19 protein-coding genes and 1 pseudogene are annotated in these 21909 nt (G+C 73.7%); 10 read left to right on the plus strand and 10 right to left on the minus strand.

Going from position 1 to position 21909, the window contains the following annotated elements:
* Entirely contained in the window at positions 1–936 is a 936-nt protein-coding gene (locus ACIQVL_RS02920; protein WP_403474103.1) for a hypothetical protein, read from the plus strand.
* A gap of 130 nt (positions 937–1066) precedes the next feature.
* On the opposite strand, the gene ACIQVL_RS02925 is transcribed toward ACIQVL_RS02920, so the two are convergent.
* The 4 genes from ACIQVL_RS02925 to ACIQVL_RS02940 form a co-directional block, all read right to left on the minus strand.
* The gene (locus ACIQVL_RS02925; RefSeq protein ID WP_403430886.1) at positions 1067–1801 is read right to left on the minus strand and encodes a bifunctional DNA primase/polymerase; all 735 of its coding nucleotides are present in this window, start codon (positions 1799–1801) and stop codon (positions 1067–1069) included.
* Between the two features lie 82 nt (positions 1802–1883).
* Entirely contained in the window at positions 1884–2879 is a 996-nt protein-coding gene (locus ACIQVL_RS02930) for a small ribosomal subunit Rsm22 family protein (RefSeq protein WP_403430883.1), read from the minus strand.
* Complete coding sequence (locus ACIQVL_RS02935) at positions 2876–4069, minus strand: serine hydrolase domain-containing protein (RefSeq protein WP_403430880.1); 1194 nt, start codon at positions 4067–4069, stop codon at positions 2876–2878. The genes ACIQVL_RS02930 and ACIQVL_RS02935 overlap by 4 nt, the downstream gene beginning before the upstream one ends.
* Entirely contained in the window at positions 4009–5346 is a 1338-nt protein-coding gene (locus tag ACIQVL_RS02940; protein ID WP_403474105.1) for a multidrug effflux MFS transporter, read from the minus strand. Before ACIQVL_RS02940 ends, ACIQVL_RS02935 begins: the two co-directional genes overlap by 61 nt.
* Positions 5347–5469: 123 nt before the next feature.
* Between ACIQVL_RS02940 and ACIQVL_RS02945 the strand changes: the two genes are divergently transcribed.
* Together ACIQVL_RS02945 and ACIQVL_RS02950 are read left to right on the plus strand one after the other, a co-directional pair.
* Positions 5470–6468: a Gfo/Idh/MocA family protein gene (locus ACIQVL_RS02945; protein ID WP_403430875.1), complete on the plus strand. Its 999-nt coding sequence runs from the start codon at positions 5470–5472 to the stop codon at positions 6466–6468.
* A 139-nt stretch (positions 6469–6607) separates the two neighbouring features.
* A complete protein-coding gene (locus tag ACIQVL_RS02950; RefSeq protein ID WP_403430872.1) occupies positions 6608–7366 on the plus strand; it encodes an SDR family oxidoreductase in 759 nt (252 codons plus the stop codon).
* A 245-nt stretch (positions 7367–7611) separates the two neighbouring features.
* On the opposite strand, the gene ACIQVL_RS02955 is transcribed toward ACIQVL_RS02950, so the two are convergent.
* Entirely contained in the window at positions 7612–8829 is a 1218-nt protein-coding gene (locus tag ACIQVL_RS02955; RefSeq protein ID WP_403474106.1) for a D-alanyl-D-alanine carboxypeptidase family protein, read from the minus strand.
* 200 nt (positions 8830–9029) lie between these two features.
* Here ACIQVL_RS02955 and ACIQVL_RS02960 point away from each other — a divergent pair, with 200 nt between their 5' ends.
* Positions 9030–10508, plus strand: a complete 1479-nt coding sequence (locus ACIQVL_RS02960) for an ABC transporter permease (protein ID WP_403430867.1) — start codon at positions 9030–9032, stop codon at positions 10506–10508.
* 112 nt (positions 10509–10620) lie between these two features.
* Complete coding sequence (locus tag ACIQVL_RS02965; RefSeq protein WP_403430865.1) at positions 10621–11409, plus strand: ABC transporter ATP-binding protein; 789 nt, start codon at positions 10621–10623, stop codon at positions 11407–11409.
* A gap of 28 nt (positions 11410–11437) precedes the next feature.
* On the opposite strand, the gene ACIQVL_RS02970 is transcribed toward ACIQVL_RS02965, so the two are convergent.
* Entirely contained in the window at positions 11438–12424 is a 987-nt protein-coding gene (locus ACIQVL_RS02970; RefSeq protein WP_403430862.1) for an aldo/keto reductase, read from the minus strand.
* Positions 12425–12492: 68 nt separating this feature from the next.
* Positions 12493–12819, minus strand: a complete 327-nt coding sequence (locus ACIQVL_RS02975; RefSeq protein ID WP_403430859.1) for a nuclear transport factor 2 family protein — start codon at positions 12817–12819, stop codon at positions 12493–12495.
* A gap of 134 nt (positions 12820–12953) precedes the next feature.
* On the opposite strand from ACIQVL_RS02975, the gene ACIQVL_RS02980 reads away from it, so the two are divergent.
* The gene (locus ACIQVL_RS02980) at positions 12954–13499 is read left to right on the plus strand and encodes a DoxX family membrane protein (protein WP_403431429.1); all 546 of its coding nucleotides are present in this window, start codon (positions 12954–12956) and stop codon (positions 13497–13499) included.
* 289 nt (positions 13500–13788) lie between these two features.
* Here the strand turns inward: ACIQVL_RS02980 and ACIQVL_RS02985 are convergent, their stop codons facing one another.
* Positions 13789–14667: an alpha/beta fold hydrolase gene (locus tag ACIQVL_RS02985; RefSeq protein ID WP_403474107.1), complete on the minus strand. Its 879-nt coding sequence runs from the start codon at positions 14665–14667 to the stop codon at positions 13789–13791.
* Positions 14668–14779: 112 nt separating this feature from the next.
* Between ACIQVL_RS02985 and ACIQVL_RS02990 the strand changes: the two genes are divergently transcribed.
* Entirely contained in the window at positions 14780–16726 is a 1947-nt protein-coding gene (locus ACIQVL_RS02990; RefSeq protein ID WP_403430855.1) for a BTAD domain-containing putative transcriptional regulator, read from the plus strand.
* Positions 16727–16865: 139 nt separating this feature from the next.
* On the opposite strand, the gene ACIQVL_RS02995 is transcribed toward ACIQVL_RS02990, so the two are convergent.
* Positions 16866–17537 (minus strand): LuxR C-terminal-related transcriptional regulator, encoded by a 672-nt coding sequence (locus tag ACIQVL_RS02995; protein WP_403430853.1) that lies wholly within the window; start codon positions 17535–17537, stop codon positions 16866–16868.
* A 249-nt stretch (positions 17538–17786) separates the two neighbouring features.
* Positions 17787–18365 (minus strand): hypothetical protein, encoded by a 579-nt coding sequence (locus tag ACIQVL_RS03000; RefSeq protein WP_403474109.1) that lies wholly within the window; start codon positions 18363–18365, stop codon positions 17787–17789.
* Positions 18366–18740: 375 nt separating this feature from the next.
* Between ACIQVL_RS03000 and ACIQVL_RS03005 the strand changes: the two genes are divergently transcribed.
* From ACIQVL_RS03005 to ACIQVL_RS03015, 3 genes and pseudogenes are all read left to right on the plus strand, one after another.
* On the plus strand, positions 18741–20900 hold the full coding sequence (locus ACIQVL_RS03005) for an AAA family ATPase (protein ID WP_403474110.1): 2160 nt from the start codon (positions 18741–18743) through the stop codon (positions 20898–20900).
* On the plus strand, positions 20897–21583 hold the full coding sequence (locus tag ACIQVL_RS03010) for a LuxR C-terminal-related transcriptional regulator (protein WP_403474111.1): 687 nt from the start codon (positions 20897–20899) through the stop codon (positions 21581–21583). Before ACIQVL_RS03005 ends, ACIQVL_RS03010 begins: the two co-directional genes overlap by 4 nt.
* Positions 21584–21646: 63 nt before the next feature.
* Positions 21647–21909 (plus strand): annotated as a pseudogene (locus tag ACIQVL_RS03015) (hypothetical protein); the annotation flags it as partial.

Raw genomic sequence — 21909 nt, forward strand, 5'->3', positions numbered from 1 at the left:
ATGGCGGTCTCGCTGACCGCCCTGTCGCTGACGGCGAGCGGTTGCGTGGTGGTGCACGGGGAGCGCGAGGTGCTCCCCAGCACCACCCGCGCCGAGGCCGCCAAGGCGCTCCGGCAGTTCACGGACGCCTACAACAAGGCCGACAAGGCCTACGACGGCTCCCTGGACGCGGACTACACGACCGGCGCCCTCGCCGACATCGACTCCGCGCGCCTGAAGGCCGGGCACGCCAACAGCCCGGCCGGCAACTCCGCCCACTCGGCGCTGCAGTTCGACGACGTCACGTACACCATCCCGAAGAAGGCCGGCTGGCCGCGCTGGTTCGTCGCCGACGCGCACGGCAACAAGGGCGGCGACGAACGCTGGCTGCTGGTCTTCACCCGCAACAGCCTCTCCCAGCCGTTCCAGGTGGCGTACCTGACGCTGGTCGCGCCGGACGCCGTACCGAAGTTCACCACCGACAAGGACGGCTGGGCCGAGGACGTGCCGGCGAACAGCGCCCAACTCGCCGTCTCCCCGGGCGACCTGAGCCGGGGTTACGCCACGTACCTGAAGAGCGGCGGCACCGCCTTCGCGGACGGCGTGCACACGAGCGGCTGGCGCACCGACCGCAAGAAGTCCACCAAGCCGGGCCTGGCCACCCAGTACATCGACGAGCCGCTCACCGAGGGCGACTACGCGCCGCTCGCCCTGCGCACCGCCGACGGCGGGGCGGCGGTGTTCTTCACCACCCGCTACTACGCCAAGGAGACGGCGGCCGCGGGCACCTCCGTGCCGACCCCGAACCTCAGCGTCAAGGCCCTCACCAAGGGCGAGATCAAGCAGTCCCTGACCATGCAGTTCGTCTCCAACCAGGTCGCACTCGACCCGGCGGGCACCGGAAAGATCTCGATCCTCGGCCGCATCCAGGGCCTGACCTCCGCACAGGGCTCCTGAACAACGCCCCCCGGAATCAGCGCCCCGCCAGGGGCGCGGGGCTGTATCAATGTGCGGCTCCGCCGCGTGGGCGCGACCAGCCCCCACGGCGCCGCAGCCGACCGACGACCCGGCGCTTCCCACGGTGCGCCTACCAGACCGCGCCCACCTGATCGGCCTCCTCGCCCGCATAGCGGCCGCAGGCGTCCGTGAGGATCTCCAGCAGGCTCAGCGGGTCGGGGAGCGCGTGCTCGGGGCCGCGTACCCAGTGCACCCGCCGGTCGCCGTCGCCGCCGGGCAGCCTGGCGGGCGGAACGAGGACGTAGGAGCCCCGGCAGTGCCAGCGCAGCCCCGGGTGCTCGTCCATGGTCTCGGGGCGGCAGTCCAGCTCGCAGGGCCACCACTCGTCCTCGTCCTCGGGGGTGCCGCGGGTGAGGGTGAAGAAGAGCAGGCGGCCGTCGTCGCTCTCGGCGACCGGGCCGACCTCGACGCCGCCCGCGAGCAGCCGCTCCAGCGCCTCCTGCCCGGCCTCCAGGGGCACGTCCAGGACGTCGTGGGTCATGCCGGTCGCGGTGATGAAGTTGGCCTGCGGCTGGTGCCGGGCCCAGCGCTCGATCTGGGCCCGGTCGGTGGTGGACTGCGTCTGCCACGCGAACGACACCGGGTGCCGGGCCGGGGTGGGACAGCCGACGCGGTCGCAGGAGCAGCCGTAGCCGGGGGCGGGGTGCGCGGCGGGGGCCAGCGGGAGGCCCGCCTCGGCGGCGGCGAGCAGCAGCGCCGCGCGGCCCGGGTCGTCGGTGGTGGCCGCCTGCTTCGGGCGGCGGCCGCGGAGCCACTGGGAGAGTCTGCCCTGCCGGCCGCTCGGGCCGCCGAACGTCGCGCTCATCTATCGCCTCGCCTCGCTGTGGTCCGGCCCAGGATGCCTTATGGTCCCGTCTGGGTGCGAAGCGGGGGGTACGCGAGATGTGTCACCCGGGCGGCCACGGGTCGCCCCAGTCCGCGTCCCGGGCCGCCCTGTACAGGTCGCCGTGGCGCTTGGTGACCGTCGTCCGGCGCAGCTGTTCGTCGGTCTCGCACAGGTCGAGCAGGACCTGTCCCTTGCGGATCTGGGGGCGGCGTACCACCCGGGCCGGTGCCGGGGCGGGCGGGAAGCGGGTGGCGGCCACGTAGCTGAACTTCTCGTCCTCGTAGGGCAGCGAGCCGCCCTTGACCTGGCGGTGCAGGGAGGAGCGGCTGACCCGGGCGGAGAAGTGGCACCAGTCCGTGCCGGGGGTGATCGGGCAGGCGGCGCTGTGCGGGCAGGGGGCGGCGACGTGGAGGCCGGCGGTGATCAGGCGGTCACGGGCCTCGATGATCCGGGCGTAGCCGGCGGGGGTGCCGGCCTCGACGATGACGACGGCCTGCGCGGCGGCCGCGGCGGCGTCGACGAGGGCGGCGCGGCCGGCCTCGTCGAGCTCGTTGAGGACGTACGAGACCGTGACGAGATCAGTGCTCTCGATGGTGAGCGCCGCTCCGATCCGGGCGCGCTGCCACTTGGCGTCCCGCAGTGCCGGGTTCGCCGCGGCGATCTCCCGGCCGAGGGCCAGCGCCGGCTCGGCCCAGTCGAGGACCGTCACCGGCCGCGCGCCCGCCCAGGTGTCGGTCACCGCCCAGGTCGCCGCGCCCGTCCCGCCGCCGACGTCCACATGGCTTGCCGGTGCCCACCCCTCCGGTACCGCGTCGGCGAACGCCGCGAGCGCGGACCGTACCGCCTCGAAGGTCGCCGGCATCCGGTACGCCGCGTACGCCGCCACGTCCGCCCGGTCCCGCAGGATCGGCGCGTCGGTCGGGGTGGCCCCGCGGTAGGTGGCGATCAGCCGCTCGACGGCCGAGGCGGCCTGCTTCGGGGGCAGGCCGTCGAGCAGGTCGGCGAGCGCGGCGCGGAGCCGGTCGGCCGGTGGGACGGGCCGGGTGGGGTGGTTCACCCGGCGATTGTATGGACAGCCCTGGCCAGGCGGGTCGCCGCGGCCGCCCGGGGTGCGCTGTCGCCGGGGCGGCGGCGCGGGTGCACGGTGTTGGCCAGCAGGACGAGGAACGTGTCCGTCGCCCGGTCCAGGACCAGGCTGGTCCCGGTGAACCCGGTGTGGCCCGCCGCACCCTGTCCCGCCAGTTCGCCCATGAACCACGGCTGGTCCACCAGGAAGCCCAGTCCCGGCGGGGCCAGCAGCAGGTCCACGAAGTCGGGGCCGAGGATCCGCGCCGGGCCGTAGGCGCCGCCCGCGAGCAGGGCCCGGCAGAAGGTCGCCAGGTCCCGGCCGGTGGAGAAGAGGCCGGCGTGCCCGGCCACCCCGCCCAGCGCCCAGGCGTTCTCGTCGTGCACGACGCCCCGCAGCATCCCGCGGTCCGCCTTGGCCCAGGGCCGCCGCTGGTCCTCGGTGGCCGCCGCCCCGGGGCAGGGTCCGAAGTCGGTGGCGGTCATGCCGAGCGGCCGGGTGATGCCGTCGCGGACCAGGACGTCGAGGGGGCGGCCGGTGATCCGCTCCAGGACGTGCTGGAGGAGGAGCGGATTCAGGTCGGAGTAGCGGTAGGCGCCGGGCGCGCTGGTCGGGGCCTCCGCGCGGAGCAGGTCGAGGCGGGCCGTGTCGTCGGGGCAGTCGTAGAGCGGGAGTTCGGGGCGCAGGCCCGAGGTGTGGGTGAGGAGCTGGCGGACGGTGATGCCGTGGCCGGCGGCCCCGTGGAAGTCGGGGAGGTAGGCGCCGACGCGGGCGTCGATGCCGAGGGTGCCGCGCTCCAGTTGCTGCACGGCGGCGACCGCGGTGAACAGTTTGGTGAGGGAGGCGACGTCGAAGGGGGTGTCGACGGTCGCCGGGACCCGGGCGGCGGGCAGCAGTTCGACACCGGCGTCGGTCGCGGGGTCGTACGCGGACCAGCGCACGGCCCAGCCGGAGGCCTCCTGTACGGCGATCACGGGTCCGCGTCCGGCGACCACGACGGCCCCGGCCGCCCAGGGCCGCTCACCGGTGGTGAGGTCGTGCACTTCGCGGACTAGGTGCCTGAGTTCCGCGGGGTCGAGACCGGCCCGTTCCGGTGTCTCGACGCGCAGTCTCGGTACGCTCAGCTCCCTGCTCCCTCCGTCCTCGCACGGGTGTTCCCACGTGCTGCCCAGGGACGGCACATTCCCACGAAGCAGGCCAGTGCCACCAGTGCCCCCGCCAGTTGGACGATCGCCATGGGCACGGCGGTTCTCTCCCCGGCGATCCCGACCAGCGGCGAGGCGACCGCGCCGACGAGGAACGAGGAGGTCCCGAGCAGCGCGGACGCGGACCCGGCCGCGTGCCGGGTGCGCAGCAGGGCGAGGGACTGGGCGTTGGGCAGGGTGAAGCCCATCGCGGACATCAGGACGAAGAGGGCGGCGGCGACCGGGGCGAGCCCGACCGGGCCGAGGGCGCCGGCCGACATCAGCAGCAGGGCGGTCGCCGCGAGCACGGTGACGACCAGGCCCGCGCCCAGCACCTTGTCCAGGCTGACCCGGCCGACCAGCACCTTCCCGTTGACCTGCCCGGCGATCACCAGCCCGACCGAGTTGAGGCCGAAGAGGAGGGAGAAGGTCTGCGGGGACGCGCCGTAGATCTCCTGGATGACGTACGGGGACGCGGCTATGTAGGCGAAGAGGGCCGCGAAGGCGAAGCCGCCCGCGAGCATGTAGCCGGTGAAGGGCAGGTCGGCGAGGAGGCTCCGCATCGCGCGGACGGCGGCGGCCGCTCCCCCGGCGTGCCGGTCGGCCGGCGGCAGGGTCTCCGGGAGCCGCACCCAGACCAGTACGGCGATCAGCGTCCCGACGACCGTGAGGACGACGAAGACGCCCCGCCAGTCCGTCACCCGCAGGATCTGCCCGCCGATCAGCGGGGCGACCACCGGGGCGACCCCGGAGACCAGCATCAGGGTGGAGAAGAAGCGGGCCATGGCGACCCCGTCGTAGAGATCGCGTACGACGGCCCGCGCGATGACGATCCCGGCCGCGCCCGCGAGGCCCTGGGCGAGGCGGAAGGCGACCAGTGTCTCCACGTCCGGCGCGACGGCGCACAGGGCGGTGGCGACGACGTAGACGGCGAGGCCGGCCAGCAGCGGGCGGCGACGCCCCCAGCGGTCGCTCATCGGGCCGACCACCAGCTGGCCGAGGGCCATGCCGGCGAGGCAGGCGGTGAGGGTGAGCTGGACGGTCGCGGCGGGGGCGCCGAGGGAGCGGGTGACCTCCGGCAGGGACGGGAGGTACATGTCCATGGCCAGCGGGGGCGTCGCGGTGAGCCCGCCGAGCAGCAGCACGAGGAGGAGGCCGGCGCGGCGGGTGGCAGCGCCGGCGGGGGCCGGGCCGGAGCCGCCGGCGAGGCCGCGCGGTGCGGGTACGGCGGTGTCCTGGGCGTCCGGTGTCGGCGGCGCCGGCTGCTCGGGCATGTGTCCCCCGTCTTCGTGGGTCTCGCGGTCCGGTCGGTTGTTGCTGGACCCCCTCGGCCCCCGCATATGCTCTCAGCTCGTACAGACTGCCGGGAAACACGTGAGCGAGGACGGGCGGCCGGGATGGGTGAGCAGAGCGTGCGGTGGGGCATCCTGGCGACGGGCGGGATCGCGGCCGCGTTCGCGGCGGACCTGGTGGATCTGCCGGACGCGGAGATCGCGGCGGTGGCCTCGCGGTCGGCGGAGTCGGCCGAGGCGTTCGCCGAGCGGTTCGGGATCGGCCGGGCGTACGGGGACTGGGAGTCGCTGGCCCGGGACGAGGACATCGATGTCGTGTACGTCGCCACTCCGCACTCGGCGCACCGGGCGGCAGCCGGGCTGTGCCTGGAGGCGGGGCGGAACGTGCTGTGCGAGAAGGCGTTCACGGTCAACGGGCGTGAGGCCGGGGAACTCGTCGCGCTGGCGAAGGAGCACGACCGCTTCCTGATGGAGGCGATGTGGACGTACTGCAACCCGCTGGTGCGACGGCTGACGGCGCTGGTCGCGGACGGGGCGATCGGCGAGGTGCGGACCGTGCAGGCGGACTTCGGCCTGGAGGGCCCGTTCCCGCCGGCCCACCGGCTGCGGGACCCGGCGCTGGGCGGGGGTGCGCTGCTGGACCTGGGCGTGTACCCGGTGTCGTTCGCGCACCTGCTGCTCGGCGAGCCGGACGGGATGTCGGCGCGAGCGGTGCTCTCGGACGAGGGCGTCGATCTCCAGACGGGTGCACTGCTCTCCTGGGAGAGCGGCGCTCTCGCCATGGTGCACTGCTCCATCGTCGGCGGCACCGGCACCAGCGCCTCGATCACCGGCTCGCAGGGCCGGATCGACATCCCGGACGGCTTCTTCCACCCCGAGCGCTTCGTGCTGCACCGCGACGGCCGCGACCCGCAGGAGTTCGCCATGAACCCGGCCGACGGCCCCCGCAACACCCTCCGCCACGAGGCCCGCGAGGTCATGCGCGCCCTGCGCGCCGGCGAGAAGGAATCCCCCCTCGTCCCCCTCGACGGCACCCTCGCGGTCATGCGCACCCTGGACACCCTCAGGGAACAGATCGGCGTCCGCTACCCGGGCGAGGCGTAAAGCCCCCCTGAACGCGCCCGTTCACTGAACGCGCCCCGAAGGGGCGCGGGGAACTGCGCGACCAGCCCCCACCCCGCCGCACCCGACCGACGACCCGAATAACGCGGCCCTCCCGGCGGAGCGCCTACGCTGCGGCCCCATGGATGACAGGCAATCGAAGATCGCCGTGGTGACCGGAGCCGGCTCCGGCGTCGGCCGCGCCGTGGCCACGGAACTGCTGCGCACCGGCTGGTCGGTGGCGCTCGCCGGACGGCGCGCCGCGCGGCTGGAGGAGACGGCGGCGCTGGTGCCCGAGGGCGCCTCCGTCGCCGTACGGACCGACGTCTCGCAACCCGACGACGTGGCCGGGCTGTTCGCGGCGGCCGTGGACCGGTTCGGACGGGTGGACCTGCTGTTCAACAACGCGGGGACGTTCGGGCCGGGCGGGGTGGCCGTGGAGGACCTGCCCTACGAGGCGTGGCGGCACGTGGTGGACACCAACCTCAACGGGGCGTTCCTGTGCGCGCAGGCGGCGTTCCGGCAGATGAAGGAACAGCAGCCGCAGGGCGGGCGGATCATCAACAACGGATCCATCTCCGCGCACACGCCCCGCCCGCACTCCGCCGCCTACACCGCGACCAAGCACGCGCTGACGGGGCTGACCAAGTCCCTGTCCCTGGACGGGCGGCCGTACGGCATCGCGGTCGGGCAGATCGACATCGGCAACGCGGCGACCGACATGACGGCCCGGATGGAGACCGGCGCGCTGCAGGCGAACGGGGTGATCGCCCCGGAACCCGTGATGGACGTGGCGGACGTGGCGCGGACCGTGCGGCACATGGCCGAGCTGCCGCTGGCGGCGAACGTGCAGTTCGCGACGGTGCTGGCGACGGCGATGCCGTACGTGGGCCGGGGCTGAACCGCCGTTCAGTCGGACAATCCACAACCTGCACAAGCGGAATGTCTACGTCCGCGGTATTGCGGCCGGTAACGGGCCTATGCTCAACTCTCCTCCACCAGAACTTCACAGTTGGTGCTCTGGCATTCCGTAGACCGCCGGCCACACCGAGGGGGGAGGCGGCAGCCGTTCCACCGGACCGGGTGGGGGTGGGCCCGCGTGGACCGCGGGTACGCACCGGTGGGTGGAGCGGCTGCCGCGTGACGTCAGCCCGCCGTCGGACCGGCCGGGCCTGCCGGACCTGCCTCTGTGTCACCCGAGTCGGGGCCGGCCGCGGCACCGGCCGCCCGTCGGCGCCGGCGCAGCGCCCACGCCCCGGCGCCCAGCAGCCCGAGCGTCACCGCCCCGCCCTCCGCGACCCGCCACGGCGACGGTCCGGACGACCCCGAACCGGCGGCAGCCCCCGTCCCGGCCGCCCCCGCGGCCCCCTTGCCCTTCGCCGACGGACTCGCGCTCGCCCCGCCCTCGCTCAGCGGAGCGACCAGCGCGCCCACGGGCTGCGCCGAGCTCCCCTTCCCGAAGCCCCAGTCGAGCAGCGCGGCGGTCTGCTCGTACACGGCGTTGGTGGCGGGGTCCGGGTGCATCACGGTGACCAGCAGGGTGCGGCCGCCCCGGGTGGCACCGCCGGTGAAGGTGTTGCCGGCGTGGCTGGTGTAGCCGTTCTTGACGCCGAACAGGCCCTGGTAGACGCCGAGCCCCCAGGCGCCGGTGAGCAGGCGGTCGGTGTTCTGGATCTGGAAGGTCTTCTTGCCGCCCGCCGGGAAGTTCGCGGTCCGCGTGCCGCAGTAGCCGCGGAAGTCGTCGTCCTTCAGCCCGTGCCGGGCGAAGAGGGTCAGGTCGTACGCCGACGACAGCTGGCCGGGGTGGTCGAAGCCGTCGGGGCTGATCACGTGGGTGTCGAAGGCCTGCAGGTCGGCCGCCCTGGCCTGCATCTCGGCGACGGTCTTCGCGATCCCGCCGTTCATGTGGGCGAGGACGTGCACGGCGTCGTTGCCGGAGCGCAGGAAGACGCCCTGCCACAGCTGCTCGACGGTGTAGGTGAGGCCGGGCTTGATGCCGACCAGGCTGGAGCCGGACGGGACGTCGGAGATGTCGGAGTCCTTGACCTTGTACCGCTCGGTCCGCTCGAACTTCTTCAGCACGGTGTCCGCGAACAGCATCTTCAGGGTGGAGGCGGGTGCCAGCCGCCGGTGCGCGTTGTACGAGGCGAGCACCTCACCGCTGTCGCAGTCGGCGAGCAGCCAGGCGCGGGCGGTGATCTTCTTCGGCAGGCCGGTGGCACCGCTCACCTGTATGCCCCCGTCGGCCAGACGCCCGCCGCCTATGACGGTGGCGGCGGAGGCAGGGGCCGCAGCGGACACGGGAAGGGCGGCGGCCGTCAGTCCGAGGACGGCCCGACGGGTCAGCCGAGAGGAATCGCGCACCCCGGGACCGTACACCGCGTCGAACAGGGCTTTGCCCGGTGGACCCCCTCCCCGGCATATGAATTTGCTGTCTTATGAAAGTTTGCTAAGACATCCCGGTTTCTCAGCTCTGACACATCTTTTACCCAGGGCTGCTCAAAGGTTCCTCCCTAGCTTGAGCTCGCGTCCACAGCGGGCGCCAAGAACCTTCGAGGAACGGGATGTTTGGCATCTATCTCAAGCGCGAGCTGGGCCGCAGAAAGAAGGCGGCCCTGGTCATCGCTCTGGGTCTGGCGCTCGGTATCGCGCTGGTCATCACGGTCAACTCGGTGTCGGCCGGCATGACCCAGGCGCAGGACAAGGTCCTCAAGTCGCTGTACGGCCTGGGGACCGACATGACGGTCACCAAGGCCCGTACGGCCCCGACCTCGGGCAGCTCCGGCGGTCCGAACTTCAAGTTCGACGCCAAGTCCAGCAGCAGCTCCACGCAGAGTTCGGACCGGGTGCAGACCCAGGGCGGTCAGGCCCTGAAGTCGTCCCTGGTCACCAAGGTCGCCGGCCAGACGGGCGTGGAGAGCGCGGTCGGAGCGCTCTCCCTGAACGTCACCAAGGTCGACGGCTCCTTCACCCAGGGCAAGGCGAAGTCCTCCACCAGCAGCGGCAGCAGCAGCACCAGCGGCGGCCAGGGGCAGCCGGGCGGCGGAAGCAGCAGCAGCTCGGGCGGCGCGCCGCAGGTCCAGGGCGGCGGCGCCAACTTCAACGTCAACAGCTACTCCGTGGCCGGCGTCGACGTGGCCCACCAGGGCCTCGGCCCGCTGTCCACCATGAAGGTCACCTCGGGCAAGACCTTCACCACCGCGCAGACCAGCGCCAAGGTCGCGGTGGTCAGCAAGTCGTACGCCAAGGAGAAGAAGTACAAGGTCGGCTCGACCTTCAAGATCTCCAGCACCAAGTTCACCGTCATCGGGATCGCGACCCCGGACAGCAGCGAGTCCGACACCGACGTCTTCGTCCCGCTGAAGGTCGCGCAGACCCTCGGCGACGCGAAGAACCAGGTCACCACGATCTACGTCAAGGCGACCGACTCCAAGCAGATCTCCACCGTGAAGAAGGAGATCACCGCCAACATCTCGGGTACGACGGTCACCACCTCCGCCGACCTGGCGTCCACCGTCTCCGGCTCCCTCTCCACCGCCTCCAGCCTGGCGACCAGCGTCGGCAAGTGGCTGTCCATCGCGGTCCTCGCGGCGGCCTTCCTGGTGGCGGCCCTGCTGACCTCCTCCGCGGTGTCCCGCCGGGTGCGCGAGTTCGGCACCCTGAAGGCGCTCGGCTGGCCGTCGCGCAACGTCACCCGTCAGGTGGTCGGCGAGTCCATCGTGAACGGCCTGATCGGCGGCGCCCTCGGCATCGCCCTCGGCGTCGGCGCGGCCTACGCGGTCACCGCGATCAGCCCGAAGCTCACCGCCCAGCTGGGCAGCTCCGGCAGCGGTGGCGGCATGGGCGGCGGCCCGGGCGGCGGCGGCCCCGGCCAGCAGGCCTCGCAGAACACCCTGGAGATCGCGCTGTCCGCGCCCGTCTCCCTCACCACCATCGCCCTCGCGGTCGGCCTCGCGGTCACCGGCGGTCTGATCGCCGGCGCGATGGGCGGCTGGCGTGCCTCCCGGATGCGCCCGGCCGACGCCCTGCGCAGCGTCTCGTAACCCCCCGCCCCCTCTGAGCCGGGGCGCCGCCTCCACTCCCCCCGGGACGCGGCGCCCCCACCCCCTTACGCCTCTTACGCCTCTTACGGCAGAGCACCCAGTGGAGAACCCCATGTACAGACTCACCGGAGTCACCAAGCGCTACACGCGGGGCAAGGACACGGTCGAGGCGCTGCGCGGCGTCGACCTGACCATCGAGGACGGCGACCAGCTCGTCATCCAGGGCCCGACCGGCGGCGGCAAGTCGACCCTGCTCCAGATGATCGGCGGCCTGGACCGCCCGACCGAGGGCAGCGTCCTGCTGGACGACGTCGACCTCGCCAAGGTCAGCGAGACCAAGCTCACCCGGCTGCGCGCCGAGAAGATCGGCATCATCTTCCAGGCGTTCAACCTGATCCCGACGCTCACCGCCCAGGAGAACGTCGAGACCGCCCTCGTACCGCTCGGCATCAGGCCGGCCGAGCGCCGGGAGCGCGCGGCGGAGGCGCTGCGCTCGGTGGGCCTCGGCGAGCGCCTCGGGCACGCCCCCTCCGAGCTCTCCGGCGGCCAGCAGCAGCGTGTCGCGATCGCCCGCGCGCTGGTGAAGAAGCCCAGGGTGCTGCTCGCCGACGAGCCGACCGGCAACCTCGACGAGGGCACCCGCGACGACATCATGGCCCTCCTCGAAGGCCTGTGGCACGAGTACGGGCTGACCTTCATCATGGTCACCCACGACTCCTCCATCGCCCGCCGCGCCCCGCGGCTGGCCACCATCAAGGCCGGCCAGATCACCCTCACCGAGCAGGGCGGCGGACAGCGGTACGCGCAGCAGGCGGCCGGGTACGCGGGTCAGCCGCAGCAGGCGGCCCACGGCCGGCAGCCGTACGTGCAGCAGCAGTACGGCGGCGGCCAGGACTACTGACCGCCGTCGCTGAGCGGCGCGGGGCCGCTCACCGCCCGAGCAGCCGGTCGATCTCGGCCAGTTGCCCGGCGGTGAGCGGCCCCTTCGCGATCGCGCCGGCGTTCTGCTCGGCCTGGGCGGCGGACCGGAAGCCGGGAATCGGGACCGTGCGCGGGCTGCGGGCCCAGATCCAGCCGAGGGCGCCCTGGGCGAGGGTCCGCCCGTCGCTGGTGAGGAGGGAGCGCAGGGCCTCGATCCGCTCGACCCACGCGGGATCGGCCCCGTCGCCGTCCCCGAACCCGGGCAGCCAGGCCGGCGGCCTGCTGCGGATGTCGCCTGCCGCGGCCCCCGCCCGCCGCCCGCCCAGCAACCCCATGGCGAGCGGGCTGCGGTTGACGGCGGCGAGGTCGAACTTCTCCGCCGTGTCCAGGAGTTGCGGCGCGTCCTGGAGCACGTTCAGGGTGTGCTGCACGGCCGTGCAGTGCGGCCCCTCGGCGAAGACGGCGGCGCGGGCCGGGTCGTCGGTGCTCCACCCGTAGGCCCGGATCAGCCCTTCGCCGACCAACTCCTCGCAAACGTCCCGGAGTTCGGCGGCGCGGGCCGGGTCGGCGTCGGAGAGGTGGAGCTGGTAGAGGTCGACGTGGTCGGTGCCGAGGCGGCGCAGGGAGGCGGTCAGGGCCCGGCGGACGTAGGCCGGGGAGTCGTCGTGGCCGGTGAGGGTACGGGTCTCCTCGTCGAAGACGTTGCCCCACTTGGTGGCGACGACGACCTCGTCCCGGCGCCTGCCCAGAGCGCGGCCGAGGACGCGCTCGCTGTGTCCTGCGCCGTAGGTGTCGGCGGTGTCGAAGAAGGTGACGCCGAGGTCGAGGGCGCGGTGGACCGCCCGTACCGACTCCTCGTCGTCGACCCTGCCCCAGCCGAGCGGCTGCCCGGTGGCGTCCTGCCACTCGCCGCCGATGGCCCAGCAGCCGAAGCCGAGCGCGCTGACCCGGATGCCGGAACGGCCCAGGGTCCTGGTGGTGCTGTCGGTTTCCATGCACGGGACGGTAGGAGTTGGAGCGCACCCGAGGACAAGCGTTTTCCCGGTATGTTTCCGCGCCTGTGCTACGCCTGCCCGGTCTCGAAGCGGGAGATGCGGCCGTCGTCCTCGATCGTGAAGTCCCAGCGGGTGACCATCTCGCCCCAGGTGTCGTTGCGGTAGTGGGCGAGCAGGGAGCGGCCGCCGTTGGACTCGTTGTCGACGTCGATGTGGCCGTTGGAGGAGAAGATCTCCCGGTCGATCCAGTCGTCGAGGTTCCGGTCGGAGCCGTCGTCCGCCATGGTCGCGTCCGGGGTGAGGAGTCCCACCAGGCGCTCGCGGTCGCTGGCGTTGACGGCGGTGACGAAGGCGCGGACCGCCGGGTCGCGGAGCTTGGCTGTCTTGATCGTCATGTCAGTCAGCGTCACACCGGTCCCGGCGGCCCGCCACCCGCCCGCCACCCGAACGGCCGCGCGGACGGGCCGCGCGGGTGTGCCGGGTGCGACGGTGGAGACCCGTGATCCGCATGCCGCCGATGGGAGCCGCCGTGACCTGCTACGACCGACGTGACGTGGGCCTGCTGCTGCTCCGGCTGGGTACCGGCGGGGTGCTGGCCGCGCACGGCGCGCAGAAGCTGTTCGGCTGGTTCGGCGGGGGCGGCATCGAGGGCACCGGCCGGTTCATGGAGTCGGTCGGGTACGCGCCGGGGAGACAGAGCGCGCTGGCGGCGGGGCTCGCCGAGGCGGGCGGCGGAACGCTGCTGGGGCTGGGCCTCGCGACCCCGGCGGCGGGAGCCGCGGCGGCCGGGGCGATGGCGGGCGCGACCGCCCTGCACCGGCCGAACGGCTTCTTCGCCGCGGAGGGCGGCTACGAGTACGCCGCGACCCTGGGTCTGGCCGCAGCGGGCCTGGCCGTCGCGGGCCCCGGCCGGCTCTCCCTGGACCACGCGTTCGGGCACGCCCTCGACCGGGGCTGGATGGTCCCGGCGGCGCTGGGCGTGACGGCTGCGGTGACGGCGACGGTGATCGGCGCCCGGAACCGACGGGTGCGGCGGGCGAAGGAGGGGGAGCAGGAGGCGCTGTTCGAGGAGTAGCTGTCGGGGGAGTTCCTGTTGAGGAGTTCCTGTCGGAGAGTTGCTGCCGAGGAGTTGCTGTCGCGGAGCAGAGGAGTAGCGGCGGGGTGGGGCGGGCTACGGGCCATGACGGAACAGCGGACACCGCCCTGCGATGATCGGGGCGACCGGCCAGAACCCCCGCAAGGGCGTCACCCACACCTGTTGTCCGGGGTCACCTCAGCATTCGGGCCGGTCAGAGCCGATCACGGCCGTCCAGGTAGCGCTCGCCGACCGACGTGGCCCAGCCGGCGAGTCGGGAGCAGGAGGCTCAGCGGGCCAGCAGGCCCTGGATCGCCGCCGCGATCTCGTCGGGTGCCTCTTCGGCCATGAAGTGCCCGGCGCGGGTCAGCCGGTGGTCCAGGTCCGGCGCCCATGCCTTCCACACCCCGGCAGCGTCGTAGCCCAGCTGCGCGCCCCAGTCCTGCTGAACGACCGTCACGGGCATGGCCAGCTGCGACCCGGCGTCCAGGTCCGCCTGGTCGTGCACGACGTCGATGTCGGCCGAGGCCCGGTAGTCCGCGACGATCGACGTCACCGCCGCGGCGCTCGCGCGCAGGTATTCGGCACGCACATCCCCGGGCATGGCGGTCGGGTCGTTGGCCCAGGCGTCGAGGAACGAGCCGAAGAACGCGTCCGCGCTGCCTGCGATCATCGCCTCCGGCAGGCCCGGCGGCTGCGCCATCAGGAAGAGGTGGTAGCCGACCGCCGCCGAGGCGCCATGCAGGACGTTCCACATGTCGAGCGTCGGCACGATGTCGAGGATGCCCAGGTGCGTGATGGTCTCAGGGTGGTCCAACCCCGCCCGGAAGGCGACCAGGGCGCCTCGGTCGTGGCCGACGAGGGCGAAGTGCTCGTGTCCGAGCGCCGCCGCCAGGGTCACGACATCGGCGGCCATGGTGCGCTTGGCGTACACATCGGGACCGGTGGCCGCCGGCTTGTCGCTGGCGCCGTAGCCCCGCAGGTCAGGACAGATCACCGTGTGCTCGTCGGCGAGCCGCTCGGCGACGTGTCGCCACATCAGGTGGGTCTGGGGAAAACCGTGCAACAGCACGACCGGGCTGCCACTGCCACCGACAGCTGCAGCCAGCTCCACACCGTCCGCACCGGGCAGGCGGACGTGATCGAAGCCGGTAATGGTGAGCGTCATGAGGGACCACCCTGTCGGGTCGGGGACTTGACCCGATCAGCTTGGGCGACGGCGATCAGCAGCCGATCAGTACGGTTGGGCGCGGCCGGCCCCTGGCGCGGAGGATGGGGGCATGCGAATCGACGTGCTCGGTGCGGTGCGGGCCCTCCGCGACGACGGCAGCCCGGTTGACCTGGGCGGACCCCGCCATCGCGAGGTACTCGGCCGGCTCGTCGCCGCCGAGGCACGGATGGTCACCACCGACACCCTCGTCGATGACCTGTGGACCGATCCGCCGGCCCGCGCCGTGGGTGCTTTGCGTACGTTCGTCGCCGCGCTGCGCCGCGCCCTCGAACCCGACCGGCCGCCCCGCAGTCCGCCGCGCGTAATCGTCACCGAGGGTCCCGGCTACGCGCTGCGCCTGCCGCGCGTAGCCGTGGACGTCCATCGGTTCCAGGACACCCTGGCCCGAGCCCGCCGCAGCCCCGACGCGGTCGCCGACCTCGGCGCGGCACTCGCGACCTGGCGCGGACCCGCCTACGCCGATGTGACCGGCTCCGCATGGGCGCAGCGCGAGCGGACCCGACTGGAGGAACTGAGGTTGGAGGGGGTGGAACTGCGCGCCCGCATCCTCCTCGACTCCGGGGAAGGGGCCGACCTCGTCGCCGAACTGGGTGCCCATGCCGCCGAACACCCGTGGCGCGAGCCGGCCTGGGAGCTGCATGCCCGCGCGCTGTACCGCGCGGGCCGCCAGGCCGACGCACTTGCCGTCCTCCGCCGCGCCCGCGCGATGCTCGTCGACCGACTCGGACTCGACCCCAGTACCGACCTTCAGCGCCTGGAGACGGACATCCTCAACGGGGCCGCGCCCCCACAAGGAGCACGGACCGCGTGGACCGGCCACGGTGCCCGGCTCGGCCCGCGCACCACCATGGATCTGGCCCGCACCCTCGCGCTGGCGGGTGGTGACGCCCTCGTCCACTCCCGACGCGACCGCCTCGCCGCCATCCAGGCGGTGGAACGCACGGGAGACCTCTCGCTGACCGCCCGGACCATCGGCGCCTACGACGTGCCCGCCCTCTGGAGCCGTGCCGACGACCCCGAGCAGTCCCGCGCCGTCGTCGCGGCTGCCGAGCGCACGCTCACCGGGCTCGGCCCGGACGGCCCCGCCGACCTGCGCGCCCGCCTCCTGGCCACGGTCGCCGTCGAGAGCCGCAGCGCCGATCTGTCCGGGGCCGAGCTGAAGCACGCCCAGCAGGCGGCGCGACAGGCAGAGGAGTTGGCACGGCACCTGGCCGATCCCGCCCTGCTCGCCTTCGCCCTCAACGGGGTGTTCCTGCAGTCCTTCACCCGCCCCGGGCTCGCGGCGGCACGGGACAGGACCGGCGCCGAGATCCTCGACCTGGCCACCCGGCACGAGCTGCCGAACTTCGCCGTACTCGGCCGACTCGTCCGCCTGCAATCCGCCTCGGCCCTCGGCGACCTCGACGCCGCGACCTCGCACGCCAATGCAGCCGACCAGCTCGCCGCCACCACCGAGGCACCCCTCGTCCCCGTCCTCACCGGGTGGTTCAGGGCCCGGGCCACAGCCGCCCGCAGCGCCGAGCCTGGCGGACCGGCCGCCGCCACGGCAGCAGCGCACTACCGCTATGCCGAGGACGCCCTCCGGACGGCCGGAATGCCGGGACTGCACCGCGGCCTGTTCCCGCTCGCCCTCCTTGGACTGCGCCTGCTGCACGACCGGCCGGCGCCCATCGACCCGCACCTCGACTGGGGCCCGTACAGGCCCTGGACGCGACCCCTCGTGCTGCTCGCCCAGGACCGGGACGAGGAGGCCCGCACCGCTCTCGGTGCGGTGCCCGAACCACCGCGTGACCACATGCAGGAGGCCATGTGGTGCCTGACCGCCCGCGCCGCCGTACGCCTCGGCGAGCGCGGAATCGCCGCACACTCTGCGGCTGCCCTGCGTGATGCCCGTGCAGAACACGCCGGCGCCGCTGGCGGAATGCTGACCCTGGGCCCGGTGGCGCGGTACCTGGCAGAGGCGGAGGCATGCGCCGGAGCAGGCGGTAGGCGGTAGGCGACGGTCTTGGGTGACTGAACTTCCGGACTCACCGGAGATGTTCGGGCGGCATCTGGCGGGGGTGACGGAGCGCTCGCCGGGGCGGCCGGCCGGGTCGTAGGCGCACGGCGTCGAGGGTGCGGGTCCGGGCGTTCGTTCAGAAGATCCCCGTCCGGATCGCGTACGCCACCGCCTGGGTCCGGTTCCTGACCCGCAGTCGCTTCACGGTCTCGTGGATGATGCCCTTGATGGTGCGTTCCGAGTAGCTCATCTTGTCGGCTATCTCGACCGTGCTCATGCCCTCGGAGAGCATGCGGAGCACCTCGATCTCCCGGACCAGGAGGCCGTCCCTGCGGGACAGGTCGGTGAGGGTCTGCTGCCGTTGCCGGTCGCCCAGTTCGGCGATCAGGTGGGCCACCAGGTCCTCGGGCATCCGGCAGCGTCCGGCGCCCGCCTCGACGACGGTGTCGACCAGCCGGTCGAGGTCCAGGTCGTCCCGGTACAGGAAGCTGGTCAGTCCGTACTCGACGGCCGGCGAGAGCTGCCGCTCGGTGATGCGGTCGGCGATCATCACGACCGGGACGGGGGTGCCGGGGATGCGGGCGGCGTCCTGGCGCATGACCCTGATCCAGTCGTCGTCCACGGCGTTCAGCAGGAGGACGGACACGTGCGCGTCGGGCAGCCCCTGCGCGGTGAGGAGTCGCACGCGTGCACTCGACTCCAGGTAGGCGCCGACGGCGCGTTCCAGGATCGCGTCGCTCGCCCGCACCACGGCAGAGACCGGAGCGCTCAGCGCGTCATCCGTTCCATCCGCTTGGTTCTCAGCCACGGTTCAGCACCCTATGGCGCCGACGGGCCACCGGCTTACGTCAAATGACCCAATGCAATTTCCGCCCCTGTGTGCCGATTTGACGCCCGTGGCGCCTTTCGGAACCCGGAACACAGGACGCGGGTACGGGCCGGGCCGGCCCCTTCGTCCGGCGTGTGAGTCCGTTCGCACACGAGGCGCACATGTGTCGGCCGTCGAGCGGAGACATATGTGCCGGCGGACCGGGAACGAGTGCCGGGGCCGGGTGTTCTAGACTCCGGCCCCGGCCTGAGGTGTCTCGGGGCCGTCCGGGGAGGACAGGGTGTAGAAGACCGCCCGGCCCTGCTTGGTGCGCCGGGCCCGGTTTCTGGCGACCAGGTTCTCCAGCGTCGTGCGGATCACCGTCGTCTTGATGGTGCGGCCGGGCTGAGCGGCCCTGATCGCCTCGGCGACGTCGGTCGCGGACCGCGGCTCCCGCTGCCCGGCGAGGTAGGCGAGGACGGCCTCGACCAGGCTCGGCCGCGGCTCCGCGGGGCCCTGCTTCGGGACGGCACGGCGGTTCGGCGCGGGCTCGGTCCGCTGGTGGGGCACGACGGCGTCGGTGTCGGCGTCGGCCGTTGCGGAGCCGGCCGCGGGGGCGGAGCCGGGTGCGGGGACGGGGGCCTGCGGGGTGAGCGCCTGCTGCAGCCGCTCCAGCACCGCCCGGTTCTCCCGTACCGCGCGCAACTGCTCTTCCAGGGCGGCGATCTCGGTGGCGAGGCGGTCCTGTTCCTGGGCGTTGACTTCGAGGTCCCGCGCGATCCGCGCGCTGTACTCGGACGCCAGCTCGGTGCCGGGTGACTCGGACATACGCTCGGGCCTCTCCTAGATGTGCTCCGCGCGGGGACGCCGATGTGCTCCGCGCGGTGAACAGCGTACGCACACGAGACGTCCCACGGGCATGACGCGGGCCGCAGGTGTCCCAACCGGCGGCGGTGGCCCGTTCGATGACATCGACGACCGCATCGGGCCGTGACACATGGCCGGCGCCCGGACCGCTTCGCCGCGCCCACCGCACGAGGCCGTCACGCGTGCCGTACGGCGGGACGGCCCGGTCGCCCTTACGGACGTACGCGCCTGCCCGTCCGCCGATGTGACGCACGCCACTGCGGCAGGTCCGAACTTTCGGTGCCGGTCCCCCATCCAGTCCCTGAGCCCGCCCCGACCACGATGGGAAACCGCCGCATGCCCTCCCTCACGCCTCCGGCCGCGGAAGGCGGCGACCACCTCACCGGTCCCGGCCGGCTCGTCGGGCGTTCGGCGGAACTGGCGCTTCTCGGCGGGTTCTTCGGTTCCGCCGCCGCGCGGGGCCGGGCGCTGGTGCTGACCGGTGAGGCGGGGGTGGGGAAGTCCGCCCTCCTCGACGCGGCGGCGCGGCGGGCTCAGGAGGGCGGGTTCCAGGTGCTGCGGGTGGTGGGCTCGCAGTTCGAGGCGGACGTCGGCTTCGCCGCGCTGGACCAGCTTCTGCGGCCGCTGGCGGCGGAGATCGCCGAACTGGTCCCGTGGCAGGCGGAGACGCTGCGGGCGGTGCGCGGGGGGCCGGACGGGCGGCCGGCCCAACTCCTCGCCGTCGCGGGCTCGGTGCAGGTCCTGCTGTCCCGGAAGGCCGCGCGCGGCGGGCCGGTGGCGATCGTGATCGACGACGTGGCATGGCTCGACCGGCCCAGCGCCATCGTGCTGGGGACCGTCGCCCGTCACGTCCACGGCGCGCCGGTGGCGCTGCTCGGGGCGTCCCGGACCGGTGACGAGTCCTGTCTGAGCGGTTCCGGGACACCGGCGCACGAGGTCGGTCCGCTGGACGAGGCGGCCGCGCACGAACTGCTGGCCGGCCGGTACCCGGCGATGGCGCCCCGGGTGCGGCAGCGGCTGGTCGCGGAGGCGGCCGGCAACCCGCTGGCCCTGCTGGAGCTGCCGGCCGCCCTGGACGAGGCGCAGCGCCAGGAACGCGGGCCGTTACCGGCCGTGCTGCCGCTGCCCGAACGGCTGAACAAGGTCTTCGCCGTCCGGGTCGAGGCCCTGCCGGAACCCACCCGCGAGCTGCTCCTGCTCGCCGTGCTCGACGGCTCGGGCGGGCTGCACATCCTGCAACGGGCCCTGGGCGGCGACGTGCTGGCCGAGCTGGGCCCGGCCGAACAGGCGGGCCTGGTGCGGGTCGATTCGGCCACCGGCCGGCTGGTCTTCCGGCACCCGCTGACCCGGTCGGCGGTGCTGGAGCTGTCGACGGCCGCGGAGCGGCGGCGCGGACACCTGGCGCTGGCCCGGGAGTTCCCGGAGGGTTCCGAGCACCGGGCCCGGCACCTGGCCGGCGCCGCGGTCGGCCCGGACGACGAGGTGGCCGCCCTGCTGCACGAGGTGGCCTACCGCACGCTGCGCCGCGGCGACGCCGCCGGTGCCGTCACCACCCTGCTGCGCGCCTCCGACCTGAGCGGCACCGGCGCGGCCCGGGGGCGGCTGCTGGCCGAGGCGGCCTGCCTGGGCGCCAACATCACCGGGGACCTCCGCAACGTGCCCGCGCTGCTCGACAACGCCCTGCTCGCGGACCCGGTGGGCAGCGGTTCGCTCGCCGCCGCGACCGCCGCCGCCAGCCGGCTCGTCAACGGCGAGGGCGACGTGGACACCGCCCACCGGCTGCTGGCAGGCGCGATCCGGGACCACGCCGGGCCGCGCGGTGCCGACGACGACATCCTGCACGAGGCGCTGCTCACCCTGCTCACGGTGTGCTTCCACAGCGGCCGGCCCGAGCTGTGGAAGGTCTTCGACGCCGAGGTGGCCGAGGTCCAGGTGCGCTTCCCCGACCACCTGCTGTGCGTGCTGCGTACGGCCTTCGGCGACCCCGCGTACGCGGCGCCGGCCGTCCTGGAGCTCCTCGACGGCCTGGTCGCGGAGCTGCACCGGGAGACCGACCCGCGGCGCATCGTCCGTACGGCGGTCGCCGCCGCGTATGTCGACCGGCTGCCCGGCTGCCGCAGCGCGCTGCGCCGGGTCGCCGAGGACGGCCGGGACGGCGGCGCGGTCACCATGGCCATCGAGGCCTTCTTCCTGCTGGCCAACGACGCCTACTTCAGCGGCCAGTGGGGCGACCTGCCGGAGCTCACCGAGGAGGGCCTGCGCTGGTGCGCCCGGTACGACTACCGTCTGACGGCGGGGCCGGGCCGTTTCCTGCGGGGGCTGCTGGCGGCCGCCCAGGGCGACACCGCGACCGCCCGGAGGACCGCCGACCGGCTGGTGGCCTGGGGGAACCCGCGCGGGCTCGGACTGCTCCGGGTGTACGCGGCGCACATCCGGGCGCTGTCCGCGCTCGGCGAGGCGGACTTCGAGAGCGCCTACGCCATCTGCGGTCGGTGATCACCCCTGGTGAGATCCCGGCCCACCTGCCGCACGCCCTGTGGCTGTTCCTGGACTTCGCCGAGGCCGCGGCCCGCACCGGCCGGCACGCCGAGGCGGCCGCACACGTGGCGGCGGTGCGCGGGACCCGGATCCCCGCCGTCTCACCGCGGCTGGCGATGATGACCGACGCAGCCGAGGCCATCGCCACCCCGGACGCCATCGACCACGAGCTGTTCCGGCGGGCCGTCGACACCCCCGACGCGGAACGCTGGCCCTTCGAGTGGGCGCGGATCCGGCTGGCCTACGGCGAGCGGCTGCGCCGGGCGAGGGCGGGTGCCGAGGCCCGGGGTCATCTGGACGCCGCGCTCGGCACGTTCCGGCGGCTCGGGGCCGGGCCGTGGAGCGCGCGGGCCGCCAACGAGCTGCGGGCCAGCGGCATTCCCGTCGGCGTCCCGGCCGGTGCCGCGGCCTCCGGCGCCGGCCGGCCCGCACCGCTGACCCCGCAGGAGCTGCAGGTCGCGCGGCTGGCCGCCACGGGACTCACCAACAAGCAGATCGGCGCCCGGCTCTTCCTGTCCCCGCGCACGGTGGCGGGACACCTGAGCAACGCCTTCCCGAAGCTGAACGTCACCTCCCGCGCGGGGCTGCGCGACGCGCTCACCGGCCTGACCCCGGAGCGGGCCCCGGAGCGGACCGCGTGAACCGCCCGTGAATCCGGCCGTGGTCCCGCCGTGGTCCCGCCGTGATCCGGCCGCGAACCGCCCATGAGCCGTCAGGACGCCGACCCGATGCGGCCCGACCTCTCCCGGCCTGCCACTTCCGGACCGGTCCTCGCCCGGCCTGCCACCTCCGGACCGGTCCTCGCCCGGCCTGCCACCTCCGGACCGGTCCTCGCCCGGCCTGCCACCTCCGGACCGGCCCTCTACCGGCCGGCCACCTCCGGACCGGCCCTCTACCGGCCGGCCACCTCCGGACCGGCCCTCTACCGGCCGGCCACCTCCGGACCGGCCCTCTACCGGCCGGCCAC

Source organism: Streptomyces sp. NPDC090499 (assembly GCF_044769305.1).
In the GTDB taxonomy this organism is placed as follows: domain Bacteria; phylum Actinomycetota; class Actinomycetes; order Streptomycetales; family Streptomycetaceae; genus Streptomyces.